Genomic DNA, 24,160 nt, shown 5'->3' with positions numbered 1-24,160 from the left:
GGTTAGCACTCGACATCCCTAAGTGCTAACAAGTCTAATATGAGACGGGCCGTTGTTAGCATTGGTACCGCTCCGGGCGAAATTCCGGACCCGTGTCCGCCCGGAGGCTGATTCCCGGCCGGGGCGGCAGCCTCCTAGCGCAAAGCGGTGTTTAACTATGCAGTATCAGACGTGGGGTCCGCAGGAGATTGCAGCGCCCGCCAAGAACGATTTGCCGGAAGTGCCGGTGGAGCGCGGCATGGTCCTGGAGGACGTGCAGTCCGGCTGGGTCGGTGCCGTGACGCGGGTGGAGAAGTCCGGCGGGATGCATGTGGTCGCCCTGGAGGACCGCCGCGGCAAGTCACGTTCCTTCAGGCTCGGCTTCGGGTTCCTGCTGGAAGGCCAGCCTATTCGGCTGATGCCGCCGGCGGCCAAGCGGCCAGGTTCCGCCCCGGCCGGTCGCACGGCGTCGGGCTCCGTTCGGGTGGAGGGCCAGCGCGCCCAGGTGGCCAAGGCCGGCCGGATCTGGGTCGAAGGCAAGCACGACGCTGAACTCGTCGAGAAGGTTTGGGGCGACGATCTCCGGGTGGAGGGAATCGTCGTCGAGCCCCTTCACGGCATTGACGACCTGGCGGGGGCGGTCGCCGCCTTCCGCCCGGGGCCTGGCCGGAGGCTGGGCGTCCTCGTGGACCATCTTGTCCCGGATTCCAAGGAGTCCCGCATTGCCGAGACGGTCATGGCTTCACCAGGCGCCGCCGGCAACGTGCTCATCGTCGGCCACCCGTATGTGGATGTCTGGCAGGCCATCCGGCCCTCCGTCCTGGGGATCGCGCAGTGGCCTGTGGTGCCCAGGGGCACCGATTGGAAGACCGGGATCCTCGCCGCCTTCGGCTGGCCGCACGCCACAAAGGAGGACATCGGCCTGGGCTGGCAGAAACTCCTGGGAGCGGTGCGGACCTATGCCGATCTCGAACCTGCCCTGCTGGGACGGGTGGAGGAGGTCATCGACTTCCTCACCGTGCCTTAGAGTGCCCCGCCTTAGAAATACCTGTGCCTTAGAAATACCCAGGCCTTAGCGATACAGTGCCGAGATGAAATCCAACGACTTGCTGCTGGACGCCTTCGGCCGGATCCATGACACTGTGGCCGCCGTTTTGGAAGGATCCGACGGCGGGTCCCTCATCCGCCGGCCGGCAGGCAGCGGAAACTCGATTGCGTGGTTAATCTGGCATCTCAGCCGGATAGAGGACTCGCAGGTCGCCTCCGCCGCGGGACTGGATCAGGTGTGGTCCTCGCAGGGGTTCGTCGGCCGCTTCAATTTGAAGCTTCCCGAACGCGACACTGGCTACGGTCATTCGACCGACCAGGTCGACGCGGTGCACGGTACGCCGGAGCTGTTGCTCGCATATTACGATGCCGTTCACCGGCAGACCGTCGAGTTCCTGAAAACCCTCGGCGACGATGACCTCGACCGCATCGTCGACTATCACTGGGACCCGCCCGTCACTCTCGGGGTGCGGCTGGTCAGCACCTTTGCTGACTGCCTCCAGCACGTGGGGCAGGCCGCGTACGCCAAAGGCTTGAACCCCGAGCACGGATAAAGGACGGGCAGGCCTAAAGGACGCGCACGGTCAGGGAAGCTGCTGCCTGCGGCGCGTCGTTCATTTTGCGCCCGACCCAGTATTCTTGGAGGGGAGCCTTTCACGCCGCCGTCCGGCGCAACCGGCCGGCGGCGAACCACCGGCGCCACCGCATCAACGCAAGTTTAAGGAAGACAAACCGTGGCAGAAGACGCTCGTGACCGCAGGGACCATCAGTCCGGCCCTGACGTGCCCCAGTACCATGGCGTGCCGGCCAATGCACTTCCGCTGACTGCCAGCGAGGACCGGCAGTGGGCAACGCTGGCACACTTCGGCGGTATCCTCGGCTGCGTGCCGGCACTGCTGATCTACCTCATTTTCCGGGAGCGTGGACCGTTCACGGCTCAGGAATCCAAGGAAGCCCTCAACTTCACCCTGCCGCCCACCATCGCGGCGGCGCTCGCGAACCTTCTGGTCCTCCTCCCGGTGGTGGGAAATATTTTCGCTGTCATTGCCACCCTGATCTGGATTGCGCTGACGTGCTTCGCGGTGTCCGCCGGTATCCACGTCAACCGGGGCCAGCCGCACCGGTACCAGTACAACCTCCGCTGGATCAAGTAACCGCAAAGCGGCCCCAGACCCGTTTGGGTCTGGGGCGCTGTTGTTTAAGCCGCTGCTGTTGCCTGCAGATTCAATCCGGCAGGATTCTGCGGACCACGGCGTCGGCCAGCAGGCGGCCCTTAAGGGTCAGAACCAGCAGGCCGCGGAAAGCCTCCGCCGGTGCCACGAGACCGTCGGCAATGAGCCCGGCCACAGCGTGTTTGCCCGCGTCGGACAGCGAGCTGACCGCCACCCCCGATGCGAGCCGGGTCTCAAGCATGATCCGCTCCACGCCGCGGGTAGCGGCGTCGAGTGTTTCGCGGCCGGCGGCGGGCGACACGCCGGAGCCGAGCCTGCCGGCATAGGCCGTGGGGTGCTTCACGTTCCACCAGCGGACTCCACCGACATGCGAGTGCGCGCCAGGTCCGATGCCCCACCAGTCGTCCCCGCGCCAGTAGGCCAGGTTGTGGCGGCACGCCTGTTCGGCAGTGGCCGACCAGTTGCTGACCTCATACCAGCGGAGGCCGGCGTCCGAAATCATCTGGTCGGCAAGCTCGTATTTGTCGGCATGGTCGTCGTCGTCGATTCCGGGAACTTCGCCACGGCGCATCTGGGCGGCGAGCTTGGTGCCGTCCTCAACGATCAGCGCGTAGGCGCTGATGTGGTCCGGCTGGTACGACAGTGCGGTCTCCAGGGAGAAGCGCCAGTCGTCGAGGGACTCCCCCGGCGTTCCGTAGATCAGGTCCAGGCTGACGGCGAGTCCGGCGTCGCGCGCCCACTGCACCACAAGCGGGACACGGCTTGGGGTGTGGGTGCGGTCCAGAACCTTCAGCACGTGGGGCACCGCGGACTGCATACCGAAGGAGACCCGCGTGAACCCCGCGTCTGCGAGCATTTGCAGTGACTCCGGCGTGACTGAATCGGGGTTGGCCTCCGTGGTCACTTCGGCGTCCGGTTCAATCCCCCATTTCTCGATGGCGGCACCAAGGATTCTGGCCAGGTCCTCTGCCGGCAGGAGCGTCGGCGTGCCGCCGCCGAAGAACACGGTGCTCAGCTTCCGGGCAGGCAGGCCCGACTGCTCCAGGACCCGCGCGGCAAGGTCCACTTCCGAAATCGCGGTGGAAGCGTATGCGTCCTGGGAGGCGCCGCCCCCGAGCTCCGTGGCCGTGTAGGTGTTGAAGTCGCAATAGCCACAACGCACCGCGCAGAACGGGATGTGCACGTAGAGCCCAAAGGCCCGCTCTGCCGCACCGTCCGCCGCCTGTTGGGGCAGCAGACCGTCCGACGGCGCGGGGTCACCCAGGGGAAGAACGCTAGGCATGCGTGCGGCCTCCGGTGGTTGCGGCCACGGTCATCACTACTTCTTGGCCTTGTCCTTGGATTCGTCGGTGGTCAGGGCGGCGATGAAGGCCTCCTGGGGTACTTCCACGCGGCCCACCATCTTCATGCGCTTCTTGCCTTCCTTCTGCTTTTCCAGCAGTTTGCGCTTGCGGGAGATGTCACCGCCGTAGCACTTGGCGAGGACGTCCTTGCGGATGGCGCGGATGGATTCACGGGCGATGATCCGGGATCCGATGGCCGCCTGAATCGGCACCTCGAACTGCTGGCGCGGGATCAGCTCGCGCAGCTTGCCGGTCATCATCACGCCGTAGGCGTAGGCCTTGTCCTTGTGCGTGATCGCGCTGAAGGCATCCACCTGTTCGCCCTGGAGCAGGATGTCCACCTTGACCAGGTCGGCGACCTGTTCGCCGTCGGCCTTCCAGTCCAGCGAGGCGTAGCCGCGCGTCTTGGACTTAAGCAGGTCAAAGAAGTCGAAGACGATTTCCGCCAGCGGCATCCAGTAGCGCAACTCGACGCGGTCTTCGGACAGGTAGTCCATGCCGCGCATGACGCCGCGGCGGCCCTGGCACAGCTCCATGATGGCGCCGACGAACTCGTTGGGCGCCAGGATGGTCGCAGCCACCATGGGCTCCCGGACTTCGTTGATCTTTCCGGAAGGGAACTCGCTGGGGTTCGTGACCGTAACCACGCTCTTGTCCTCGAGCGTTACCTCGTAAACCACGTTCGGGGCGGTGGAGATCAGGTCCAGGTTGAATTCGCGTTCGAGGCGCTCACGGACGATTTCGAGGTGCAGCAGGCCCAGGAATCCGACGCGGAAGCCGAAGCCCAGCGCTGCGGAGGTTTCCGGTTCGTAGATCAGAGCTGCATCATTCAGCTTGAGCTTGTCCAGCGCGTCACGCAGCACGGGGTAGTCGGTGCCATCCAGGGGGTAGAGGCCGGAGAACACCATGGGCTTGGGGTCCGCGTAGCCGCTCAGGGATTCCGAGGCCGGCTTGGCCAGGTTGGTGACGGTGTCGCCCACCTTGGACTGGCGGACGTCCTTCACCCCGGTGATCAGGTAGCCCACTTCGCCGACGCCCAGGCCCTTGGACGGGGTGGGTTCAGGTGAGCTGACGCCGATCTCGAGGAGCTCATGGCTGGCCCGGGTGGACATCATCTGGATGCGTTCGCGCGGGTGGAGCATGCCGTCCACGACGCGCACGTAGGTGACCACACCGCGGTAGGTGTCATAGACGGAGTCGAAGATCATGGCACGTGCGGGGGCATCCGGATCCCCCACGGGAGCAGGAAGGTCCCGGACAATCTTGTCCAGCAGCGCCTCCACGCCGACGCCGGTCTTGCCGGAAACAAGAAGCACGTCTTCGGGATCACCGCCGATCAGGCTGGCAAGTTCCGCGGCGTACTTCTCCGGCTGCGCCGCCGGGAGGTCGATCTTGTTCAGGACCGGGATGATGGTGAGGTCGTTCTCCATGGCCAGGTACAGGTTGGCCAGCGTCTGGGCCTCGATGCCCTGCGCTGCGTCCACCAGGAGCACTGCTCCTTCACAGGCGGCAAGGGAGCGGGATACCTCATACGTGAAGTCCACGTGTCCCGGGGTGTCGATCATGTTCAGCGCGTAGCTAACGCCGTCCAGTTCCCAAGGCATGCGCACTGCCTGAGACTTGATGGTGATGCCGCGCTCTCGCTCGATATCCATGCGGTCCAGATACTGGGCCTTCATGTCGCGGGACTGCACGACGCCGGTGAACTGCAGCATGCGGTCGGCCAGGGTGGATTTACCGTGGTCAATGTGCGCGATGATGCAGAAATTCCGAATGATGGCCGGATCTGTCGCGGCGGGCACCGGGGCGGTGCGGGCCATGGGAGACACGCAGGGTCCTTACTGTTGGCATTTCCGCGGCGTCATTCCGGGCCGAACTCGGGCCATCCTGCTGCTGCCGCATATCTGAACCTCTAGTCTCCCACGTTCGGGCGCGCCGCAGTACATTTCGGAACCACAGTGCCTTCGAAAGGACAGCACATTCGAAGGACAGCACATGTCAGTAGTCCGGCATGCCGGAACGACCCGGCGGTATGGTTGGCCGCATGGCCCTGAACTTCCGCAGCATCGGCAACGCCGTCCGCGCATGGCTCCGCTTCCTCGCAGGCTCCCCGGACCCCAAACGGTCACGCAGGGGCGGAGAAAGAAACGGCTCGGCCAAAGCGTCTCGGGCATCATCCGGAAAGTCGCCGCGGATGGCCCCGTCCCGGGCGGGCACGGCGGTCCTGTCAGGCCCCTATCCCGGCGACTTCCACGGCACGACGACCCTGCGGTACTCCCCTTCGCCGGACGGCCGGCCCGATCCCGGCGAGGTGGTGTGGACCTGGGTCCCATATGAAGAGGACCATTCCCGCGGCAAGGACCGTCCGGTATTGCTTGTCGGCAGCCACGGGCGGTACCTGCTGGGCCTAATGCTGACCAGCAAGGACCACGACGGCCATCCCCGCGGGCAGCGCGACTACGTCGACATCGGCGCCGGGCCGTGGGACCGGCAGGGGCGTCCCAGCGAAGCCAAGCTGGACCGGGTCCTCCAGATCCGCCCCGCCGACATCAGGAGGGAAGGAGCCATCCTGGACCGCAGCCAGTTTTCCCCGGTGGCAGACGCGCTGAGGCGGCTGCGCGGGTGGAAATGAGGCGCCGGACGCGCCGCACCCACGGACATCGTGCCAACCGGGCGGATTCTGCTATTATTTATAGCTGTGTGTCCGTGCAGGTCGACGGCCACTGATGGTTGGCCGCCATAGGTATCCCCACGCCGCTCAGTCAATGGCCAGCCTGAAAGCCCTCTAGACCATTTCCGCATTAAAAAGAGAGTTCACACGTGGCAAATATCAAGTCCCAGAAGAAGCGCATCCTGACCAACGAAAAGGCTCGTCTGCGCAACAACGCAGTCAAGTCCGAGCTGAAGACTGCCATCCGCGCCGTCAACACCGCCGTTGAGTCCACTGACAAGGAAGCCGCTACTACTGCGCTCGTTACTGCCAGCCGTAAGCTGGACAAGGCTGTCAGCAAGGGTGTTCTTCACAAGAACAACGCTGCAAACCGCAAGTCGGCGATCTCCAAGAAGGTCAACGCACTCTAAGGTTTTCCAGTTCAACTGAACTGATGCTTGTGGCCGGCACCATTGGTGCCGGCCACATCTCTTTAAGGCCAACCAGTTTTAGCCGGCCCGCTCTCCTTCAACCGGCCGGAGTACGGGGCATGCACGAAACCCGCGGGGGTGGCGCGCGGCAGGCGTGCCTAACGGCCGCGGGCTGCCGTGGCGATGACGGTGACCGCGTGCTCCACGGCATAGACAGGATCCCGGGACAGTCCTTTCACCTGAGCGTCGGCTTCGGCCGTGACCTGGATGGACCTGGCCAGGCCTTCCGGAGTCCACCGCCGGACATCTCGTTGCGCCTGTTCCACGAGCCACGGCTGCATGCCAAGCTGCCTGGCGATCTGCGCCGATGATCCCTGGGCGCCCGCCACCTTGGCCACTGTCCGCAGCTTCGCGGCCAGTGCCGCCACCAGCGGCACGGGGTCGGCTCCTGTGGCGAGGGCGTGTCGGAGCGTGGATAGTGCCAAGGGAGCGTTGCCGGCCATTGCGGCGTCGGCCACTTTGAATGCCGTTGCCTCGACCCTCCCCCCGTAGTAGCGGTCAACCATGTCTGCGTCGACTGCCGTGGACGCATCAGCGATCAGCTGGCTGCAGGCCGCCGCAAGTTCCGACAGGCTGGCGCCGACGGCGTTCACGAGCGATTGCACGGCGTCCGGCTCGATGCGCCGCGACGCTGCCTTGAATTCAGACACCACGAATGCGGTCTTTTCGGCGTCCTTCTTCAGCGGCTGGCAATCAACAACCGGCCATCCCCCGGCCTTGACGGCATCCAGGAGCTTCTTGCCCCGGACACCGCCTCCATGCCGAAGAACCAGCACCGCATCCTGCTCCGGATGCTGCAAATAGCCAAGCGCGTCGGCCAGGAAAGCATCGTTCATGGACTCGAGGCCTTCGACCTCGATGAGCTTGCTCTCGCCAAACAGGGAGGGACTGACGTTCATCGCCAGCGACCCTGCCTCGTAGATCCCCGCGTTGAGCCGGGTGACCTCAACGTCCGGAGCAGCGGCCCGGACCTGCGAGCGGACGTGGTCCATAGCCCGGATGCCGAGGTATTCTTCCGGTCCCGTGACCAGCACGACGGCGGCCGGCTTCACGTCCCGCCAAGTGGCAGTGTTCGTCGCCGTCCTGGATCGTTGGGTCTGGGCAGCGGCCACTCTAGGTTCCTCCCGGGATACATATTTCTGCCTCTAAGCCTGCCATGGCGCACCCGCTGCACCAAGCCGCGCACGACAGTGCGGCCGGTGCGGGACGACCCGGTCCGCTGCGGACGTTTGCGGGAAGTGCGCATGAGTCGTCACGATCACCTGCTTACGCAGTTAAGACCCCTGAATCCCACCACGCGAGGAGAACGACCATGGCCGCTAAGTTCGAACTGTATCTGGACGCGGATGATTGCTTCAGGTTCCGACTCGTCGCATTGGACGGTACCGTCATGCTCACCTCGGAGGCATTCGCACATGAGGATGTCGCAATCGCAGGTATCTGGACTGTGCGAGAAGCCGCAGCCACTGGGAGAGTCGTGGACCTCACGGATTCGGACGCCACAGTCTGACGCCGCGACTCGGCCCCCTGCCTGTCCGTCACGATCCGGCCCTTTGCTGGTTAGCCTTGCATGACCCTTGTCGAGTTGACGGGTGTAAGGAAAGGGACAAGAAATGGGTGTGTCGGGACAGCTTCGGGCGACAGCGGAAAATGAACAAACCCTGATTCGGGCACTGCCGTCACGATCAACCGGGACGCCTGCCCGGGATGCTGCCGCCCAGGCCCAGACGCCGGCCGTTGGCGCTGGGATCCTCCATGATCCGGTCGAATTGTCTCGCCGTGTCAACAGGGTCCTCTCGGCCGTTGAACCGGAAATGAGCAGGGAAGCGGGGCTGGCAGTCATCACAGGGCTCCTGGCCGGGTCGGGGCACGTACCGACCGCTCAGTGGTGGAACAATCTCCTCGACGGCGTCCCCAACTCCGTCAGAAGGCCTGAAGTGCTCGACACACTTGCCAGATGGCTCGACGTCGACGCCAGGTATTTCACGCACACGGACCGTGAACGTGACGACCGCATCGAAGCCGAGCTAAATCTCTACCGTGCTCTCAGAGAAATCCACGCCCGGCTCATGGATGACGGGATCGAGGGCGGCAGGGAAGTCACCGCCCGCCTGATCCAGGAACTCACGGCAATTCTCCACAAGCATTATCCGACTCCACGCAGATAGAAGCCCTGGCAGGAAAACAGGCGCGGCGGGGGGAATTCCCTCCCGCCGCGCAGTCGTGTGGGCAGTCTGGCCATGGACGTGCGGCTGTGTGGGCGCGTGGCCAAGTTGGATGGGCGTCCACGTGGGACATTCGGTTGTGCGGGACGGGGGCATCCGGCAAGAACTCGAGCCTTCCCGATGCCGCCCGTCCCGTCCGCCCGCGGGTGTCTCACGTCCGCGTCGCGAATGTGCAGTCAGACGTCCTTTGGCTGGGGGGGTGGCCGCCGGACGCAGCATGGATAACTGATCGCCTGCACACTCCCTTAACTGCCCAGGCTGTGATTCCTGACGCGGGGACCGCCGCGGCCAGACATGGACCTTGGCCCGAAGTGACAGGGTGCCCAGTACGCGCAGCTGATTGCCCGCCTCACGATCCGCCCTGCTGCTCGTACGCGCTGCGCAGCCCGGCCCTGGCACGGATCAGCAACGCCGAGACCGCGTTGGGTTCGATGCCCAAAATCGGTGCTATGTCTCTTGGCTTCTGTCCCATCACCTCGGCATACCAGAGCACTTTCCGCCACCGCTCCGGCAAGGAACGCATCGCACAAGCGACGTGCTCATGTTCGAACACAGACAGAACAGTCTCAAGCCCGTGGTCGTCAACAGGACCCGGATCCAAGTCCTCGTCCGGTGCTGGCTGCTCACGGCCGCGCTTTGTCCAGAACGTCATCGCGACTGAACGGATTGCACTGTTCAAGTATGGGCCGAACACATCGGTCGGTCCGTACCCGTTTCTGATGGCGCCAACAGCCTTCGCGAACCCGTCATGAAGCACGTCCTCGGACTCCTGGGCGCCGGACATCAGGCCCCGGATGAACCGCAGCCCCGGCTCGCGATACCTCTCATATAGCACCGCCATCGATTCCGCGTCCCCGGAGCGGACGCCGTCAATCAAATCCGATTCAGGACCGAAAGCCGCCGGCATCGCAGAGGGCTCCCTCGCGGCGCTGGCCTCCGACACGTCCTGCTTGGCTCCGGATGGCTCGCTGGATGCTGCAGGGCACAGTTGCCCATCCCCCGGTGAAACGTGCTCAAGTGTTTCCATCTGGTTGCCTGCCGTCGACGCTGAAAGTGAGGCCACACTCCCTGTGCCTCACTCCATTCACCTCGGATAAGCCCGTTTCGTGACGCTGTGGCCCATGTTTCTTTGCGAACCGTTCGCAGGTGCTGACGGATCCGACCCGGTCTGGCCGTGCCGGTGATTCTCGTACCGCCGCCAGGCGTCAGCTTTTCGCCTCCGGGCCGTTAATGGGGTAGTAATCCGTATCGCCGAGCATCTGCCTGTCCGGTGATGTCACTTGGGGGGTCCATCATCAGCATTTCCAGCGGAATTCCGGCCGGTCAAGATTCCACAAGCACCGCCCAAAGCGTACTTGCCCCCAAACCGCCAGGAGTCCCTTTCACGGAGCCAACACTGGCCATGCCCGCGCCGGCTCTCATGTCATGCAAAAAGACCGGATCCGCCCGGACCGGTAGGATGAAGATCATCGGCATAGGCAGCAATCCGGGGGTGATCGGCATGCCTGAAGAACATGACCCGAGGATGACCGTATCGGTGGGCCAGCGGGAGTTCGAGGAACTGAACCGCGAATGGGCTGACTACGTTGCCGCGACCAGTGGGGGTCCAGGTCCGGTTGACCCGGTTCTCACACTACGACGTACTGGCCGGATCCTCCGGTCCCTGGACCGGCTGCTGGCTTCAATGGACCACGAAGATGGCATGGCCGATCATCCGTCGGCGCCGCAACCATATGAATGACCACCGTGAATAGAGGCGGCTTCCGTCACACAGTAACTTGTTCATGTTTTTTATGACCAAAACTCATTGAACGCTGCACAAGGTGATTTTGTGAAGGCTAACAACTTTCGCATCCGTCAGGAATTCATCGTCCGCCCGGAGTCACCATGTTCACAGTTTCCCCTCAGCCACCTGCCGCATCCACGTGCCAGGCGTGGCTGTGAAGGCCTCCTCCCAGACCATGCTCCCCGGGGGATCCGCGGGCATGGAAGCCGTTACGGCCGAGGCGGAGGCAATGGCCGAGGCCGAAGCCAGCCTTGTCAAGGACTGCCGGGAAGGCAGGGCAGGGGCAGTTCTTGAGCTGTACCGGATCCATTGGGAACCTGCCCTGGCGTATGCCCAAAGGCTGAGCAGGTCTATACATGACGCAGAGGACATCGCCGCGACGGCCTTCCTCAAATCACTCTCGGCGATGCGACGCGGGAAAGGGCCAGTTGGCCCGGTCCGGCCCTATCTTCTAAGGGCTGTCCGCTCAGCGGCACTGGACCGTCATTCGTCCGCTGAGCATCCATCAGAACGAATAACCGAGCTGGCTGACGATCGGAACCCGGGCTCGACCATACCGGCCAGCAGGAGCATGATTTCGTGGCGGAGGCCTTCGCCACACTGCCCCTCCGATGGCAGCGGGCTCTTTGGTATGTGGAAATTGAAGGACTGAAGCCACGCGAAGCCGCCCCCCTTCTCGACATCACGCCCAACGCACTTTCGGCTCTCGTCGGGCGTGCACGGAACGGCCTTCGTGAAGCCTATCTCGTGGTATATCTGCGGAACGCAGAAGCCAGCGGCTGCGAGTCCATGCTTCCGTTTCTGGCCGGCGCTGCACTGGAGCGCGCTACCCCGGCGAACCAGGCCAAAGTGGACAGTCACATCCGCACCTGCCGGAGCTGCCGCCGGGCACTTCAAGGATTGGGCGACGTCAGTTCTAAAATGCAGGGCGTTCACCCCGGACTTCTTCCAGCGGTGCTCTCGCCTGTGATGGCCGTCCGGATCCTCGAGCTCTTGTCTTCCCCAGCCCACTGCCCCTTTGCCCACATCGCGGAAACCTTTCATGAATCCGCTGACATTGTCCCTACCGTCCTCCAAGGGCTGAAAGCCCTCGGCGCAGCGGCGGCCGTTGTGGTGCTCATGCTGCTGCCTGCAGCGCCGAACGCTGCAACGACGGAGCTGGAGTCCCATGACCGGCTCGGCGATTGCTCCGCTTACGCAACATCCGTCGGTTGTAGACCACATTCAGCCTTCGGCCCGGTTTACCTCCAGTCACGGGCCGGAACCCGCGGCTCCCAGTAGGCAGGGCCTACCGGGACGGTTATCCACGGGATAGTTGCCGACGGGACAGTTGCCGCAGCACAGGTGAATCAGGCGAGGTAATCCAATGAAGACGGCTCACGCCGCCGGACCTCCGCTTTGCCTTGGCCAGCCCCACATCCTTCGCAGGGAGCTACGGCCAGTTGTTCCAATTGCCTTGCAAAGGCCGTGACGCGCTGCAGGGTTTCAACGAGCCAAGTCACCTCAACGTGGGCCAACTGCGACTGTGCCCAAACCCCCGCCACCGGCCCCAGAGGGTCGATGGCCTCACGCCGGAGTCTGAGAATCAGCTCCAGCCGATCCTCGACGGAATCGACCGCCTCCTTCTCCCCGTATGACGAAGATCTGGTGTCCGGTGTGGCCTGCGCGTTCATTTATTGTTCCTTCCGCAAGGAGTTGCCGTGACGCTTGAAGTCACACAGTGCTCTCAGTTCGCTATAGAACAAACGCCGAACCCAGCTCTTCGTGACGCATCCCATAGCTGAAAGGCCAAATGAAATGAATCAGCCGGCAGGGTCTGACCGTGCGGCGTAGGCGTTGGCCTGGTCGCGCACCTGGACCACGTAAGAATCCGACTGGTTATAGGAGAACACGGCGTCCTTCCACCCGCGGGCCGTCGTAAGGTCACGGCCGCCCGCGCAAAGATACGAGGCGGCGCTGAAGGCGGCGTCGTCGATATTAAGGGGGTCGGCTTCTCCGTCTCCGTTCCCGTCCCGGCCGGACAGCCGCCAGGTGGAGGGAATGAACTGCATTGGCCCGACGGCATGATCCCAAAGGGCGTCACCGTCCAGAGCGCCTGCGTCCGTGTCAGGAATGGCGGCGAATCCTTCGCCATTGAGGCTGGGACCGATAATCGGCCGGCTCGCCTGACCGGAGGTCGTCAAAGTTCCCCCGCCGTGACTTCCGTGGGCGGACTCGATGAAGCCGATGGCTGCCACCGTATTCCAGCCGATCCGGCAGGTCGGGGATTCGGCGTTGGCCATACCGGCTGCGGCCGCGTAGGCAAGGATAGCCCGGGCCGGGATGCCGGTCCGGGCCGCAGTCCGGTTGAGCCACTGGGCATCAATTGTGCTCTTGGTGATGTTCACCGCACGGGTGCTGTCTGTTGAAAGCACCCCGAGTTTCGCCTCCGATTTCGGCGGCGGAGGCTGGGCGCCGTGCCTCCCCCCGCCGGACACGTGGAGTGCCCAGAACGAGAACCCAGTGATGACGCAGACTGCGAAAAGGCAGAGGACTGCGAGCCGCTTCAGACGGAGCATGAACCACCACGCATCATCTGCGCCTGTACGCGTTGTCATAGTCGGTTGGCACGTGGCTGATTCTCTTTTCAAGGTTTTGTTCTCTGACCGGAAAGCAACCTACACCACTGCACGGCATTCCTGTCACGAGTTCATTTCGGCACGCCGGAAGCTCGCAATCGGGTGTGCTACCGGCTGGTCCACCCGCACCAGCACGGGAATGCCTGAAGTCCCATGCGCGTTAATTCAGATGTCCGGCCGATCTTGAGTCGCTCGCCGGACGCGGACAGGAAGGGAATGAGCAACAGCACCGAATCAGTAGAAGACGAAGCCGGCAACGTCATCACGTACCGCAGGCACGCTAACGGCGGCGGGCTTATCGGACGGGGCGCGAAGGTGGACGACACTTCATTCATAAGTTCGACCACATATGTTGAGGCTCGCGCGTCCGTGGGCTCCGGTTGCCGGATCGGTGCGGGCAGTTGGATCGACCGCAGGGCACGCATCGGTAATGGTGTCGTCATTGGAGACGCTGTCTACGTGGGTCAAGGGGCAGCCGTCGGCAACAACGTTCACATCGGCAGCCACTCACGCATTGGAGCGCGCGCCCAGATCGACGACGGGGCCCGTCTCCACGGCGACAGCACCGTCACGGAAGGCGGCCACATCGCAGCCGGCAGCACGCCGACGGCCGGATCTACCGTAACCGCTCTACCGCACCATAATCTGCCGCGCCGTAAGCTGCCGCGCCGTAGGGAGCAGAGGCGGAAGGCGGCGTGACGTAGGCGACCCCGTGAGGTAGCCGACCCCAAGGGCACCCCCTGCCAAGCCTTTCTGCGGCTACCAGGGATCTCTGCAACTGCCCGACCGCGCGTGCTCACTTGCCGATCATCGAAGCCGGAGGCTTGGGGAACGCCTTTGTCGGGTAGAGTCCGGCAACCTTGTTCATATATGTCGACCACTGCGGTCCGGCGAGCATGTAGCCGTCGATGCGGTCGTAGAGCTTTCCGTTGATGGTGAGGTTCCTGCCGGGCCGCTTCTGGCCTTCCAGCGTGTCGCCGAAGAAGGAGGCCGTGGCCAGCCCGGTGGTGTAGCCCACCACCCAGGTGGCGCCGTTGCTGTCGTTCGTACCTGTCTTGGCCGCAATGGGCATCCCGCTCTTGATCTTGGGCTTGATGTGGACGCCGGACCCCTTTTTCATCGTATCCTGAAGCACCGAATTGACGCCCCGGGCGACTTCCCGGTCCACCGTGGCCTTGCAGCTTGGCTTCTGAGCGGGAAGGGTCTGCTTTGCGATATCGTTCACCCGCAGAATGGCAAACGGCTCACAGTAGCGGCCGTCAGCGGCGAAGGTGGCGAAGGCATTGGCCATCTGTAGCGGCGCCACAGCCGTCCCTCCGAGGATATTGCCCAGCTGGTGCATGTTCACCTGGGAGCCGTCCAGCCCGCTGTGGATACCCACTGCATCGACCATTTTCTGGATTCCGCAGAAGTCCAGCTGGGCAGCTTCGGCAAACGTCGCCGTGTTGATGGAGTTGTACAGCCCGTAGTCGGCGGGCATCCTCCGGTAGAACTCTCCCGAGTTGTTCTGCAGATCCTCGGAGGCATCGAGTCCGGCCCTGCGCTGCTGGCTGCTGTAGGCGCCGAGGACCTTCCCGCAGGAGGAGCGCCACCTAAATCCGAGCGGGTACTCCCGCCGGGACGCGTCCACGACCTGCGTGATCTTCTTGCCCTCATTAAGCCATTGCGCGAAGGTGAACGGTTTCATAGTGGAACCCGGCTGGAAGCCGCCGGCGCCATTGATGTCATTGCCATTGACGTCCTTGGAATCCACGTTGAAGTTCAGCTGCGTGTCGAATTTCCCCTTCTGGGGCAGGAACACCGTATTCTGCGCCATCGAGAGGATCTTGCCGGTACCGGGCTGGATGGTGACCAGTGCTGCACCCCATTTGGTTGGATTCGCCCCGGCCGTTGCATCCACCTGGGCCTGGGCCGCGGCCTGCAGACGGCTGTCGAGGGTGGTGGTGATGGTCAGCCCCCCGCGGCGCAGCTTCTGCTCGCGCGCTTCAATGTCTGCCCCGTAGGCGGGGTCGTTCAGGATCAGCTGAGCGACGTAGTCGCAGAAGTAGGGAGCCATCACAGCCCCGGCGCAGCCCTGTTTGGAGGGCCGGATTTTCAATCCCACGTCGGCGGCCACGGCGTCGTCGTGCTGTTTTTGCGTGATCTTGCCCTGGTCGAGCATGGCGCCCAGGACCTGATTGCGGCGCTGGATCGAGTTCTCCGGACTTGTCACCGGGTCATAGACGCTGGGGCTGTTGACGAGCCCGGCCAGGAGTGCGGCCTGCGGCAGATCGAGCTTGCTCGCGGGAACGCTGTAGTAGTGCTGGGCGGCCGCTTCGATGCCATATGCGTTGCGATTGAAGAAGACGATGTTGAGATAGCCTTCCAAGATCCTTTCCTTGGTGAATTTCTTTTCAAGCTCGATTGCGAGCCGCATTTCACGGAGCTTGTCCCCGATGTTCTTTTGCCCGCTGAGGATCACCTGCTCTTCACGTCCGGCGGAGATCCTTGCTTCGTTGGCCACATTGGTTACGTACTGCTGGGTGATGGTGGACGCCCCCTGCCGCTCCCCTTCAGTGATGTTGGTGGTCAGTGCCCGGAGGACGCCCAAGGGATCAATCCCGCCGTGTACGTAGAAACGGCTGTCCTCGATCGCCACGACCGCATCTTTGACATACGGGGACATCTGCCGGAGCGGGATCCGAACACGGTTTTCCGCGTAGAAGGTGGCGATCGTCTTTCCGTCCGCCGTCAGCATCTTCGTGGTCTGTGCCGGCGGCTCGACCGCCAGTTCGCTCGGAAGGCTGTTGAAATAAGTGAGCGACCTGCTGGCGACGGTGCCCGCGAGGGTGAGCTGCGGAACGAGGAAGGCTGCCACGAGGACGCCGCAGACGCTGCTGAGGATGACGAATCCGAACATCCTCACCAGGAGCCTGCGCATTGGCGATGACAGGCGCGTTCTTGCCATGATTCCAGCTCACATCCCGTCCGATGTGACACCAGAATACGCGCGCTGCCACCTCCGATCCAGACATCTGCAGGCGAATCGGAATACTCTTTCTCTCTGCTCCCCAAAGGGTGCAGTTGGCACCAGAAGGACGTGCACAGAGTGCTGCGGCGACCAGCCGCCGGAAGCCGTCGGCGAGGATGCCATCGCGTGCTACGATCGCCAGAATTGTCACGCGGCTGTATTCAGATCGCAACCACTCAGGAGGTTCGCAGTGCCGTACACAACATGCCACATGTCGATCTCACTGGACGGCTTCGTCGCCGGGCCGGACCAGAGCCGCGAAGACCCCCTGGGCAAGCGGGGGCTGGAGCTGCACGGCTGGCATATCGGCGACCCCCGGGCCAACGATGCCGACAAGGTCGCGAACGAGTGGCTCATGCGACCGCGGGGCGCGTATGTGATGGGTCGGAACATGTTCGGCCCGATCCGCGGGGACTGGGATGAGGAATGGACCGGGTGGTGGGGAGTCGAACCGCCGTACCACGCGCCGGTGTTCGTGCTGACCCGTCACGGACATGACCCGATCCAGATGGACGGCGGGACGACCTTCCACTTCGTCACCGAGGGCTTCGACGCGGCCTACTCCGCAGCGTGCCAGGCCGCCGGGGACAAAGGCGTGGACATCGCCGGTGGGGCCTCGACCGTCCGACAGGCACTGAGCGCCGGCGTGATCGACGAGCTCACCCTCGACGTCGCACCCGTCCTGCTCGGTTCGGGCGAGCGCATCTTCGACGGGGTTGAATCCTTCGGCTTCGAGCCCGCCGAGGTGCTTCACTCACCGCTGGCCACCCACATCCGCTATCGCCGCGTCAGCTAACTCCGTACGCGCTTCCGGCCTCCTGCGCAGCAGGACGGTCATTCACCCGGATCAGGATGGTAGGTGGCGAAGGCGAGACTGTCGGTGAACCAGCCCAGCGCGGTGCGGGGTGGACTCCGGGCCTGACAACCAGGGAGGTACGCCGTGGGGAGCCGGAAGAGCATGAGCAGAGGCCGCAAGGTATTGCTCGGTGTACTGGCAGGCACGGTTGCCTTTGTCACTGCCTTCTTCCTTTTGGGCATTGGAAGAGCGATCAGCAGTAGATCCCTCTTTCGCTGTACGAGGTCACGCCCGCTGGCGCCGAGATCGCTATGGAGAGTCTGAGCGGCTAACGCGCCAGCCGGGTCTCCTCCTTCAAGTGGCCGAGCTTGTCCGGGTTCCGCATGGCAAAGATCCGTGCGATCCTGCCGTCCTCCACCACCAGGCTGATGAGTGACGGACCGCCTGCTTCGTCGTCGATCCGGATGCCGAGGCCGCCGTTAAGCCAGAGCAGAGCGATTTTCGGGTTGAGCGCGGCCGCTGGGAAGGACCGCAGCAGATTTGTCACCTTCTTCGCACCGTACACCGGCACCCGAACGGCCTGGGCGACGCCGCCGCCGTCGGCGATGAGTACGACGTCAGGCGCCAGCACGTCCATCAAGCCCTGCACATCCCCGGTGGTGACCGCCGCCAGGAACCTTTCGACGACTTCCTGCTGCTCGCTGCGGTCCACGCGCATGCGGGGGCGTCGGGCAGCCACATGAGAGCGCGCACGGCTGACGATCTGTCGCACGGCGGCCGCTGACTTGCCCACGGCCTCGGCAATCTCCTCGTAGGGCACGTCGAAAACCTCCCGCAGTACGAAGACCGCCCGCTCCACAGGGGTGAGCGATTCGAGCACCGTGAGCATGGCGATCGAGACGCTTTCGGCCAGTTCCACGTCCTCGGCGACATCCGGCACGGTGAGCAGGGGCTCGGGAAGCCATTCCCCGACGTAATCCTCCCGCCGTCGTGACACCGCGCGGAGGCGGTTGAGCGCCTGGCGGGTGACGGTGCGAACGAGGTAGGCCCGCGGGTCGCGGACCCCCGCGCGGACGTCGGGGTCCAGTTCAGCCCACCGGAGCCAGGCCTCCTGCACCACGTCCTCGGCATCCGCGGCGGAGCCGAGCATCTCGTAGGCGACAGTGAAGAGCAGGCTGCGGTGAGCGACAAACGGGTCCGACCCGCCAGGGGTGCCGAGGCTGCTCATGCCGCTCAGGCTACTCCGTGGCCGCTGCGCGCTGCGAGCGGCTTCAGCTCACAGGAATCCGCGAATCCCTCTGATTCGATGCCGAGGGCCACGTTGCTGCGGGTCGTGAGGTTGGCGAAGCCGATGACGCTAGTCAGTTCGATTAGCGCCGGCGCGCCCAGTTGCTCGAGCAGGCGGGCCGACAGTCCGTCGGTCACCGAGACAGGTGTGGCGCTCATGGCCTCGGCATACTCCAGGACGTCCTGCTCGAGCGGCGTGAAGACGTCGGACTCGCGCCAGCACGGGATCTGCCGGGCCTTCTCCAGGTCCAGGCCGTGGTTGTGCGCCATGAAGTAGTTGTAGTCCAGGCACCAAGTGCAGCCGATGAAGGAGGCCACGGCCATGTGAGCGTAGGACTTCAGCGACTCATCGCAGCTGTTCCACTTCTGCAGCTTCTGTCCGAAGCCCATGGATGCCTTGAGAACGGGCTGGTTGTGCCACATGACGCCCAGCGATTCCGGGACTTTGCCGAACATCTTCGCGCTGAACTTCTTGATGAGTGCGCCGTAGAAACCGGTGATCTCTGCGGCCGGGATCCTCATGGTCATGACTCCTCCTGCGGGTCGGTTCTGGGTCCTACGACATGAAGACACCGCCCGCGCCCGATCTGTGACATCGACGCCATGAAACTGCCTCGGAAACGCCTTGTTTGGCCGCGCCGGGTGAACCGCTGGGTCATGTACGAGACAGCGCTTAGACCCGACCCGAACATATGCTGCGGTAATGGCTGCACAAACTCCCCCATGGAAAATATCCGGCTTATGATCACTCCTGCCTTCTCCAACAAGGGGTGTAATCCCGTCGTTCACTCCCCTGCTCGTCGCTGCCGGGTGGATGCAGTCCCAGAAAACGGGGGAATATCGGTAGGGCTACAACTCCCTAATATTTGGAGGCCCGCGGGCAAGGAAATCGATGTCCGGTTGTCTCCTTGCCCTTCCACGGGCTAGCCGTTGGCAGGCGGATGCGGGCCGTCAAAGTCGCTGCAGGATCCAGGCTTGAAGCGTGTCGGTTCTCCACGACGGTGCGCGGACCAGCAGAAAACGCGCCTGCGATTCCCGCACAATTAGGCACAACCGCTGTGATCACCACATGCTCACTAGTTGTTGAGTTCCGTTCCCGCGGTGGAAAACTGAGGAGATGTCAGACGTCTCGGCACCTCCCCTCTCATGCATGGAACCCCGGCGGGCGTGGCCAGTTCATTTCGCCATACGACCCGAATTGCATATGGCAAGCCCGGTCACGTTCGAGCGCGCTGTGGCTTTCATCGAGGGCATTGTCTGTGCGCTGGCGGTCGCAGCCGGACGCCCGTCACCGATCAGCAGGTTCCTCGAGTTGTTGCATCCGCTGGCCAGTTGCGAGGCCAGGACCAAGGATCAAGAGTACGAGGCGATCCAGACTCTGTTTCCGGCACTGAAGACGCTGCTCACGGCAGCTGTGCACATGCCGCTGAAAGGCCCTCTGCCCCGCCGGCCGGGCACGACGTTGACACAGGACATCACGTTGCATTCGTCGCGGACCCCTTCCCGAGGTGAATCGCAGCGGCGGCTGCGGTTAGCCTCCGCCCGATTCAGAGGGGCGCCATCCGCGCCGGGGCACTGTTGCTGCTTCCGTGGCCCTGCGTCGAGCAGGGCTGCAAAGCCCGGCGGATCCGTTCCCCGGACGGTCGCCAGCAGTGACCGCGCACCGCGTCGACCTGCTGCCGCCTCGCGAACGAGCTCCGGCCGCGAAGGCCAGCACGCAGCAGATCGCGCACTCCCACCAAGAGCACTTTCCGGCGAGACCTCTCAGGTGGTAGCCAGCTCCGGGTACCCGGTCGACCTTGCAAATTGAGGCTGGACGCGCGCGACCTTGCGTAGGCACGCGCCATGGGGCATGAGTGTATCGACGGGCGGGACAGCCTCGAGATCCGCGTGGCCCAGAGGTTCGTCGGAATCTTCGGGGATGCTCATATGGTCATCCTAAGCACACGTATTTTGCGTTGGTTCGGATTACCAGGCGCCGAACGCTTTACGGGGCAGTGGCGCTTAGGCTCATGGAAATTGACTTGGTCGGCCACCGATGGGCTGGCTCCGATGTGTCCCACAACTAACGGTGGATATACCGACTCAACCCAATAGGCACCGAAACATTCATCATTTTTGCCGGCTTACGTCACAAGACCAGGGCTGAGCTCCCTCCAATTTTTATTGCGAATGATAATCAGTAACATATAGAAAGTCGTGTCTTGCGATGGTGCTCCCTAGGTGGATAGTTGAGGTCCTTGCATGTTTAGTGGTCGCCCTTTTGGAGCATTCCGCGGAGTAGGTGCGGTCGTTGTGATGTCTTCCCTGGTGTTGACGGGGTGCACGTCTGATGGGAACCAGACAGCGTCCCCTGCTGACTCCTTGGCCTCCGCGCAGGAGCGCGGGTCGGACCTCGTGATTGCTGTCGGCGACGTCTCGGGGGGAGAATTCGATCCGTTGAAGGGGTGGGGTTCCCGTCCCGCTCAGATTCGTCCTATTCACAGCTCGCTGCTGGCCATTGATGAGGACGTGAATTTTGTCGGCGAGCTCGCATCCGAGTATGAGGTGAGCGGGGATGCTTTGACCTGGAGTTTCACCCTGCGTGATGAGGCGAAGTGGTCGACGGGAGAGCCCGTCACTGCGCAGGATGTTGCTTTCACCTACGAGATGCTCAAAGCGGACGGAAAACGCTTTGATCTGAGTTTCGTCGAGGAAATCGTTGCGGTGGATGAAACACGCGTCGAGTTTCATCTTGCCGCCCCCCGGTCGACATTCGTCAGCCAGCTCTCCGAGATCCCTATCCTCCCGGAGAAGCACTACGGTCCGGATTATTCAAGCAACCCGATCGGCTCAGGGCCTTACCAGATGGTGGACTTCCAAGACGGTCAGCAGTTGATTCTGGAGGCCAATCCCCATTGGTACGGGGACGCCCTGGACTTCGAGAAACTGACGTTCCTCTTTCTGGGTGAGGACGCCGCCCTGGCCGCGGCGCAGGCAGGGTCAGTTGACATCGCCTACGTGCCCCCGGCCTTCGCGGATCAGGACGTGCAGGGCATGACGTTGCAGAGCTTTGAAACGGTTGATTCCCGCGGACTTACCCTGCCGACGCTTCCTTCAGGTAATACCGGGCAGATTCGTGGTGCCGATGTGGCAGTAGGAAATGATGTCACCGCCGACCGTGCCATCCGGCAGGCGTTGAACATCGGCCTTGACCGCGACAAGATCGTCGATATTGTCCTGCAGGGCCATGGACGTCCCACCTACACCCTTGTTGACCAATTGCCTTGGTTCAACGAGGAAACGGAGTTCGAGGATGGTCGTGTCGATGATGCTAAGGCTCTTCTGAACGGTGCTGGGTGGTCCGACTCAGACAATGACGGGATCATGGATAAGGACGGACTGCGCGCGGAGTTCACTCTGCTTTACCCGGCGGATGATCAGTTGCGCAGCGATCTCGCACTTGTCGTCGCGGACCAGGCGCGTGAAATCGGTATAGAGATCACCACGAAGGGCACCACGTGGGACGGAATTTACCTGGATGGGAAGGCTAACCCGGTCACCTGGGGTGGCGGCCGCCACCACGCCCACCAGCTTTTCGAGATGTACTCCTCGGAGTCCATCGACACGGGGTATAACAACATGCCTCAGTACACCAATGCCGCGGTGGATGAGTATCTCGCCCAGGGACTGGCGGCAACAACGCAGGATGAAGCGAACGAGTTTTGGAAGCGGGCCCAGTGGGATGGTGAGACCGGGGTCGCCGGCCAGGACGGCGATGCTCCCATCATCTGGTTGGCAAGGATCGACCACCTGTATCTGGTCAGGGATGGCCTGGACCTTGGCAAGCAGCCCATCCAGGGTCACGGCCACGAATGGGCGCTGTTCAACACCATCGGCCAGTGGAAATGGCGCGACTGATCCGCAACAGGACGCTGACAGCCAGGGGCAGCCTCACGGGGATCGTTGCGGTTCGGCTGATTCGTTTCGTGACCCTCCTCGTGGGAGTGTCAGTGTTGGCGTTCGTTTTGGTGCTGGGTTCCCCGGTTGACCCCATTCTGGCGTACGTCGGAACGGACGTCAGTCTCAGCGATGAGCAGCTGGCGAAACTGCGTGAGTACTGGGGCCTCAACGATTCGCCTGTCGACCGGTATGTCGCTTGGGCGCATGCCCTGATGCAAGGCAACTTCGGCACGTCAACCCTTTACAGGGTTCCGGTGGCGGAGATCATAGCCGCTCGTTTTTGGGCTTCATTGGCGCTCATGGGTGTCGCCTGGGTGCTCTCCGGGGTCTTCGGTTATCTTCTGGGAGTGATCGCCGCGTTCCGCCGTGGGAGGACTGCTGATCGGATCATCACGGCCTACAGCTACGTGCTTTCCTCGACACCGACTTTCTGGCTCGCGATCATCTTCCTCGTCGTCTTCGCGGTGGGGTTGGGCTGGTTCCCGGTGGGACTCGCCGGTCCGCACGGGGTCGCGGCAGCGGACGTGACCTTCATTCAGGGCCTGCATCACTTCGTACTGCCTGCGGCAACTCTGTCGCTCATCGGCGTCGCGAACATCGCAATGCATACCCGCGAACGGATGACAGACGTACTCAACAGTGACTACGTCACCTTCGCACGAGCTCGTGGCGAACACGGCACCGCGCTTTTCTGGAACCACGGACTCCGCAACTCAATTGTGCCGGCGCTCACCCTCCAGTTCGCCTATTTCGCCGAGCTGTTCGGCGGGTCAGTGCTCACCGAAACCGTGTTTTCCTACCCTGGGCTCGGATCCACGCTCACGGCGGCCGCGCTTGGCGGCGACGTCGCGCTCCTGCTGGGCATCGTGCTGATCAGTTCCGCGTTCGTGTTCACCGGAAACCTCACCGCTGACCTGCTCACCGCCGCCATCGACCCCCGCGTGAGGTACAGACTATGAGCACCACCACGTCCGCCATGGCAACAGCACGCCGACAGCGTTCTTACGCACTGGTTTTGTCGCTGACGGTTACGGCGTTGCTCATCACCGGGGTGACCGCGGGAAATTACCTCCTTGATACCGACTCCCTGAAATCCAATGCCACCTTCAGGCTACGTGCACCAAGTATCGAGTATCCCTTCGGGACCGATCATCTCGGACGAGACATGTTCACCCGTGTCATCAAGGGGCTCGCCCTATCAATGGCGGTTGGCTTGATCACGGCACTGCTGAGCACGCTCGTCTCGGCGGTGCTGGGATTAGCTGCGGCCTTAGCGCCTCGCTGGTTGGACAACGCGATCTCGTGGGTAATCGATCTGTTTATCGGGATCCCGCATCTGATCTTCATGATCCTCATCGCCTTCGCGGTCGGCGGCGGAGTCCCGGGGATCGTCCTCGGAATCGCGACCACCCACTGGATGAGCCTTGCCTTGCTGGTACGCGCAGATACCAAGCAGTTACGTGACGCTGATTTCGTGAAGGTTTCTCGAGGGCTGGGCAAGTCCGCATTCTTCATCGCCACGCGGCACCTGCTGCCGCTCACCCTGCCGCAACTGCTGGTCGGTTTCGTGCTCATGTTCCCTCACGTAGTCCTGCACGAGGCAGCCCTGACGTTCCTTGGATTCGGGTTCTCCCCGCAGACCCCTGCCATCGGAATACTCCTGTCCGAAGGACTGCCGCACATCCTCTCCGGTAAATGGTGGCTCGCCGTCTTCCCAGGCCTCGCACTCCTGGTCACAGTGCTGTGCTTCGCCCGGCTCGGCGATCAGCTGCGTGCACGTATCGACCCACGACTAGCCCAAGGGTGAATACCGC

The 24,160-nt window shown here is 63.1% G+C and carries 24 protein-coding genes; 15 read left to right on the top strand and 9 right to left on the bottom strand.

Features of this window, described 5'->3' with window-relative positions; genetic code table 11:
* Window positions 1–157 precede the first annotated feature (157 nt).
* The 3 genes from AC6CH3_RS15650 to AC6CH3_RS15640 all read left to right on the top strand — a co-directional run bounded on the left by AC6CH3_RS15650 (window position 158) and on the right by AC6CH3_RS15640 (window position 2,180).
* A complete protein-coding gene (locus AC6CH3_RS15650) occupies window positions 158–1,006 on the top strand; it encodes a DUF3097 domain-containing protein (RefSeq protein WP_498133285.1) in 849 nt (282 codons plus the stop codon).
* Window positions 1,007–1,070: 64 nt separating this feature from the next.
* The gene (locus AC6CH3_RS15645; RefSeq protein WP_498133284.1) at window positions 1,071–1,580 is read left to right on the top strand and encodes a mycothiol transferase; all 510 of its coding nucleotides are present in this window, start codon (window positions 1,071–1,073) and stop codon (window positions 1,578–1,580) included.
* 180 nt (window positions 1,581–1,760) lie between these two features.
* The gene (locus AC6CH3_RS15640) at window positions 1,761–2,180 is read left to right on the top strand and encodes a DUF4870 domain-containing protein (protein ID WP_498133283.1); all 420 of its coding nucleotides are present in this window, start codon (window positions 1,761–1,763) and stop codon (window positions 2,178–2,180) included.
* Window positions 2,181–2,250: 70 nt separating this feature from the next.
* Here the strand turns inward: AC6CH3_RS15640 and hemW are convergent, their stop codons facing one another.
* Entirely contained in the window at window positions 2,251–3,480 is a 1,230-nt protein-coding gene (gene hemW, locus AC6CH3_RS15635) for a radical SAM family heme chaperone HemW (protein ID WP_498133282.1), read from the bottom strand.
* A 36-nt stretch (window positions 3,481–3,516) separates the two neighbouring features.
* A complete protein-coding gene (gene lepA / locus AC6CH3_RS15630) occupies window positions 3,517–5,370 on the bottom strand; it encodes a translation elongation factor 4 (RefSeq protein ID WP_498133281.1) in 1,854 nt (617 codons plus the stop codon).
* Window positions 5,371–5,552: 182 nt separating this feature from the next.
* Here lepA and AC6CH3_RS15625 point away from each other — a divergent pair, with 182 nt between their 5' ends.
* Together AC6CH3_RS15625 and rpsT are read left to right on the top strand one after the other, a co-directional pair.
* Complete coding sequence (locus AC6CH3_RS15625) at window positions 5,553–6,173, top strand: type II toxin-antitoxin system PemK/MazF family toxin (RefSeq protein ID WP_498133280.1); 621 nt, start codon at window positions 5,553–5,555, stop codon at window positions 6,171–6,173.
* A 188-nt stretch (window positions 6,174–6,361) separates the two neighbouring features.
* Window positions 6,362–6,622 (top strand): 30S ribosomal protein S20, encoded by a 261-nt coding sequence (rpsT, locus tag AC6CH3_RS15620; protein ID WP_215050069.1) that lies wholly within the window; start codon window positions 6,362–6,364, stop codon window positions 6,620–6,622.
* Window positions 6,623–6,780: 158 nt separating this feature from the next.
* On the opposite strand, the gene holA is transcribed toward rpsT, so the two are convergent.
* Window positions 6,781–7,794, bottom strand: coding sequence for a DNA polymerase III subunit delta (holA, locus tag AC6CH3_RS15615; RefSeq protein WP_498133279.1), 1,014 nt, complete (start codon window positions 7,792–7,794; stop codon window positions 6,781–6,783).
* A 44-nt stretch (window positions 7,795–7,838) separates the two neighbouring features.
* Here holA and AC6CH3_RS15610 point away from each other — a divergent pair, with 44 nt between their 5' ends.
* Together AC6CH3_RS15610 and AC6CH3_RS15605 are read left to right on the top strand one after the other, a co-directional pair.
* Window positions 7,839–8,192: a YegP family protein gene (locus AC6CH3_RS15610; RefSeq protein WP_498133278.1), complete on the top strand. Its 354-nt coding sequence runs from the start codon at window positions 7,839–7,841 to the stop codon at window positions 8,190–8,192.
* Between the two features lie 304 nt (window positions 8,193–8,496).
* Window positions 8,497–8,850, top strand: coding sequence for a hypothetical protein (locus tag AC6CH3_RS15605; protein WP_498133277.1), 354 nt, complete (start codon window positions 8,497–8,499; stop codon window positions 8,848–8,850).
* A gap of 406 nt (window positions 8,851–9,256) precedes the next feature.
* Here AC6CH3_RS15605 and AC6CH3_RS15600 read toward each other — a convergent pair whose 3' ends face one another.
* The gene (locus AC6CH3_RS15600; RefSeq protein WP_498133276.1) at window positions 9,257–9,934 is read right to left on the bottom strand and encodes an RNA polymerase sigma factor; all 678 of its coding nucleotides are present in this window, start codon (window positions 9,932–9,934) and stop codon (window positions 9,257–9,259) included.
* A gap of 474 nt (window positions 9,935–10,408) precedes the next feature.
* Here AC6CH3_RS15600 and AC6CH3_RS15595 point away from each other — a divergent pair, with 474 nt between their 5' ends.
* The 3 genes from AC6CH3_RS15595 (at window position 10,409) to AC6CH3_RS15585 (ending at window position 11,974) form a co-directional block, all read left to right on the top strand.
* Window positions 10,409–10,648 carry a hypothetical protein gene (locus AC6CH3_RS15595; RefSeq protein WP_498133275.1) on the top strand — a complete coding sequence of 80 codons (240 nt, stop codon included), beginning with the start codon at window positions 10,409–10,411 and terminating at the stop codon, window positions 10,646–10,648.
* Window positions 10,649–10,868: 220 nt separating this feature from the next.
* Window positions 10,869–11,345, top strand: a complete 477-nt coding sequence (locus AC6CH3_RS15590) for an RNA polymerase sigma factor (protein WP_498133319.1) — start codon at window positions 10,869–10,871, stop codon at window positions 11,343–11,345.
* Window positions 11,273–11,974: an RNA polymerase sigma factor gene (locus tag AC6CH3_RS15585; protein ID WP_498133321.1), complete on the top strand. Its 702-nt coding sequence runs from the start codon at window positions 11,273–11,275 to the stop codon at window positions 11,972–11,974. The genes AC6CH3_RS15590 and AC6CH3_RS15585 overlap by 73 nt, the downstream gene beginning before the upstream one ends.
* 68 nt (window positions 11,975–12,042) lie before the next feature.
* Here AC6CH3_RS15585 and AC6CH3_RS15580 read toward each other — a convergent pair whose 3' ends face one another.
* Window positions 12,043–12,366: a hypothetical protein gene (locus tag AC6CH3_RS15580; protein ID WP_498133274.1), complete on the bottom strand. Its 324-nt coding sequence runs from the start codon at window positions 12,364–12,366 to the stop codon at window positions 12,043–12,045.
* A 129-nt stretch (window positions 12,367–12,495) separates the two neighbouring features.
* Window positions 12,496–13,251: a lytic transglycosylase domain-containing protein gene (locus tag AC6CH3_RS15575; protein ID WP_498133318.1), complete on the bottom strand. Its 756-nt coding sequence runs from the start codon at window positions 13,249–13,251 to the stop codon at window positions 12,496–12,498.
* Window positions 13,252–13,527: 276 nt separating this feature from the next.
* Between AC6CH3_RS15575 and AC6CH3_RS15570 the strand changes: the two genes are divergently transcribed.
* Window positions 13,528–14,010, top strand: coding sequence for a transferase (locus tag AC6CH3_RS15570; protein WP_498133273.1), 483 nt, complete (start codon window positions 13,528–13,530; stop codon window positions 14,008–14,010).
* Window positions 14,011–14,107: 97 nt separating this feature from the next.
* Here AC6CH3_RS15570 and AC6CH3_RS15565 read toward each other — a convergent pair whose 3' ends face one another.
* A complete protein-coding gene (locus AC6CH3_RS15565; protein ID WP_498133272.1) occupies window positions 14,108–16,258 on the bottom strand; it encodes a transglycosylase domain-containing protein in 2,151 nt (716 codons plus the stop codon).
* A 253-nt stretch (window positions 16,259–16,511) separates the two neighbouring features.
* Between AC6CH3_RS15565 and AC6CH3_RS15560 the strand changes: the two genes are divergently transcribed.
* The gene (locus AC6CH3_RS15560; RefSeq protein ID WP_498133271.1) at window positions 16,512–17,117 is read left to right on the top strand and encodes a dihydrofolate reductase family protein; all 606 of its coding nucleotides are present in this window, start codon (window positions 16,512–16,514) and stop codon (window positions 17,115–17,117) included.
* 328 nt (window positions 17,118–17,445) lie between these two features.
* On the opposite strand, the gene AC6CH3_RS15555 is transcribed toward AC6CH3_RS15560, so the two are convergent.
* A complete protein-coding gene (locus AC6CH3_RS15555; protein ID WP_498133270.1) occupies window positions 17,446–18,345 on the bottom strand; it encodes an RNA polymerase sigma-70 factor in 900 nt (299 codons plus the stop codon).
* A gap of 5 nt (window positions 18,346–18,350) precedes the next feature.
* Entirely contained in the window at window positions 18,351–18,932 is a 582-nt protein-coding gene (locus tag AC6CH3_RS15550) for a carboxymuconolactone decarboxylase family protein (protein WP_498133269.1), read from the bottom strand.
* A 1,836-nt stretch (window positions 18,933–20,768) separates the two neighbouring features.
* On the opposite strand from AC6CH3_RS15550, the gene AC6CH3_RS15545 reads away from it, so the two are divergent.
* From AC6CH3_RS15545 to AC6CH3_RS15535, 3 genes are read left to right on the top strand one after another with little or no spacing between them, the layout of a single operon-like run.
* Window positions 20,769–22,304, top strand: coding sequence for an ABC transporter substrate-binding protein (locus AC6CH3_RS15545; protein WP_498133268.1), 1,536 nt, complete (start codon window positions 20,769–20,771; stop codon window positions 22,302–22,304).
* A complete protein-coding gene (locus AC6CH3_RS15540) occupies window positions 22,292–23,305 on the top strand; it encodes an ABC transporter permease (protein WP_498133317.1) in 1,014 nt (337 codons plus the stop codon). The genes AC6CH3_RS15545 and AC6CH3_RS15540 overlap by 13 nt, the downstream gene beginning before the upstream one ends.
* Window positions 23,302–24,153 (top strand): ABC transporter permease, encoded by an 852-nt coding sequence (locus AC6CH3_RS15535; protein ID WP_498133267.1) that lies wholly within the window; start codon window positions 23,302–23,304, stop codon window positions 24,151–24,153. The genes AC6CH3_RS15540 and AC6CH3_RS15535 overlap by 4 nt, the downstream gene beginning before the upstream one ends.
* Window positions 24,154–24,160 lie beyond the last annotated feature (7 nt).

Source organism: Arthrobacter sp. GQ119 (assembly GCF_059759125.1).
Note: the sequence above shows the minus strand (reverse complement) of the source record. Positions and strands in the feature narration are given on the sequence as shown.

What these genes read in the sequence shown, in the direction of transcription:
- AC6CH3_RS15650 (WP_498133285.1), top strand. Translation starts at nt 158, where the DNA reads ATGCAGTATCAGACGTGGGGTCCGCAGGAGATTGCAGCGCCCGCCAAG.
- AC6CH3_RS15645 (WP_498133284.1), top strand. Translation starts at nt 1,071, where the DNA reads ATGAAATCCAACGACTTGCTGCTGGACGCCTTCGGCCGGATCCATGAC.
- hemW (WP_498133282.1), bottom strand. Translation starts at nt 3,480, where the DNA reads ATGCCTAGCGTTCTTCCCCTGGGTGACCCCGCGCCGTCGGACGGTCTG.
- AC6CH3_RS15625 (WP_498133280.1), top strand. Translation starts at nt 5,553, where the DNA reads ATGCCGGAACGACCCGGCGGTATGGTTGGCCGCATGGCCCTGAACTTC.
- AC6CH3_RS15610 (WP_498133278.1), top strand. Translation starts at nt 7,839, where the DNA reads ATGGCGCACCCGCTGCACCAAGCCGCGCACGACAGTGCGGCCGGTGCG.
- AC6CH3_RS15605 (WP_498133277.1), top strand. Translation starts at nt 8,497, where the DNA reads ATGAGCAGGGAAGCGGGGCTGGCAGTCATCACAGGGCTCCTGGCCGGG.
- AC6CH3_RS15600 (WP_498133276.1), bottom strand. Translation starts at nt 9,934, where the DNA reads ATGGAAACACTTGAGCACGTTTCACCGGGGGATGGGCAACTGTGCCCT.
- AC6CH3_RS15595 (WP_498133275.1), top strand. Translation starts at nt 10,409, where the DNA reads ATGCCTGAAGAACATGACCCGAGGATGACCGTATCGGTGGGCCAGCGG.
- AC6CH3_RS15590 (WP_498133319.1), top strand. Translation starts at nt 10,869, where the DNA reads ATGCTCCCCGGGGGATCCGCGGGCATGGAAGCCGTTACGGCCGAGGCG.
- AC6CH3_RS15580 (WP_498133274.1), bottom strand. Translation starts at nt 12,366, where the DNA reads ATGAACGCGCAGGCCACACCGGACACCAGATCTTCGTCATACGGGGAG.
- AC6CH3_RS15575 (WP_498133318.1), bottom strand. Translation starts at nt 13,251, where the DNA reads ATGCTCCGTCTGAAGCGGCTCGCAGTCCTCTGCCTTTTCGCAGTCTGC.
- AC6CH3_RS15570 (WP_498133273.1), top strand. Translation starts at nt 13,528, where the DNA reads ATGAGCAACAGCACCGAATCAGTAGAAGACGAAGCCGGCAACGTCATC.
- AC6CH3_RS15565 (WP_498133272.1), bottom strand. Translation starts at nt 16,258, where the DNA reads ATGGCAAGAACGCGCCTGTCATCGCCAATGCGCAGGCTCCTGGTGAGG.
- AC6CH3_RS15555 (WP_498133270.1), bottom strand. Translation starts at nt 18,345, where the DNA reads ATGAGCAGCCTCGGCACCCCTGGCGGGTCGGACCCGTTTGTCGCTCAC.
- AC6CH3_RS15550 (WP_498133269.1), bottom strand. Translation starts at nt 18,932, where the DNA reads ATGACCATGAGGATCCCGGCCGCAGAGATCACCGGTTTCTACGGCGCA.
- AC6CH3_RS15540 (WP_498133317.1), top strand. Translation starts at nt 22,292, where the DNA reads ATGGCGCGACTGATCCGCAACAGGACGCTGACAGCCAGGGGCAGCCTC.
- AC6CH3_RS15535 (WP_498133267.1), top strand. Translation starts at nt 23,302, where the DNA reads ATGAGCACCACCACGTCCGCCATGGCAACAGCACGCCGACAGCGTTCT.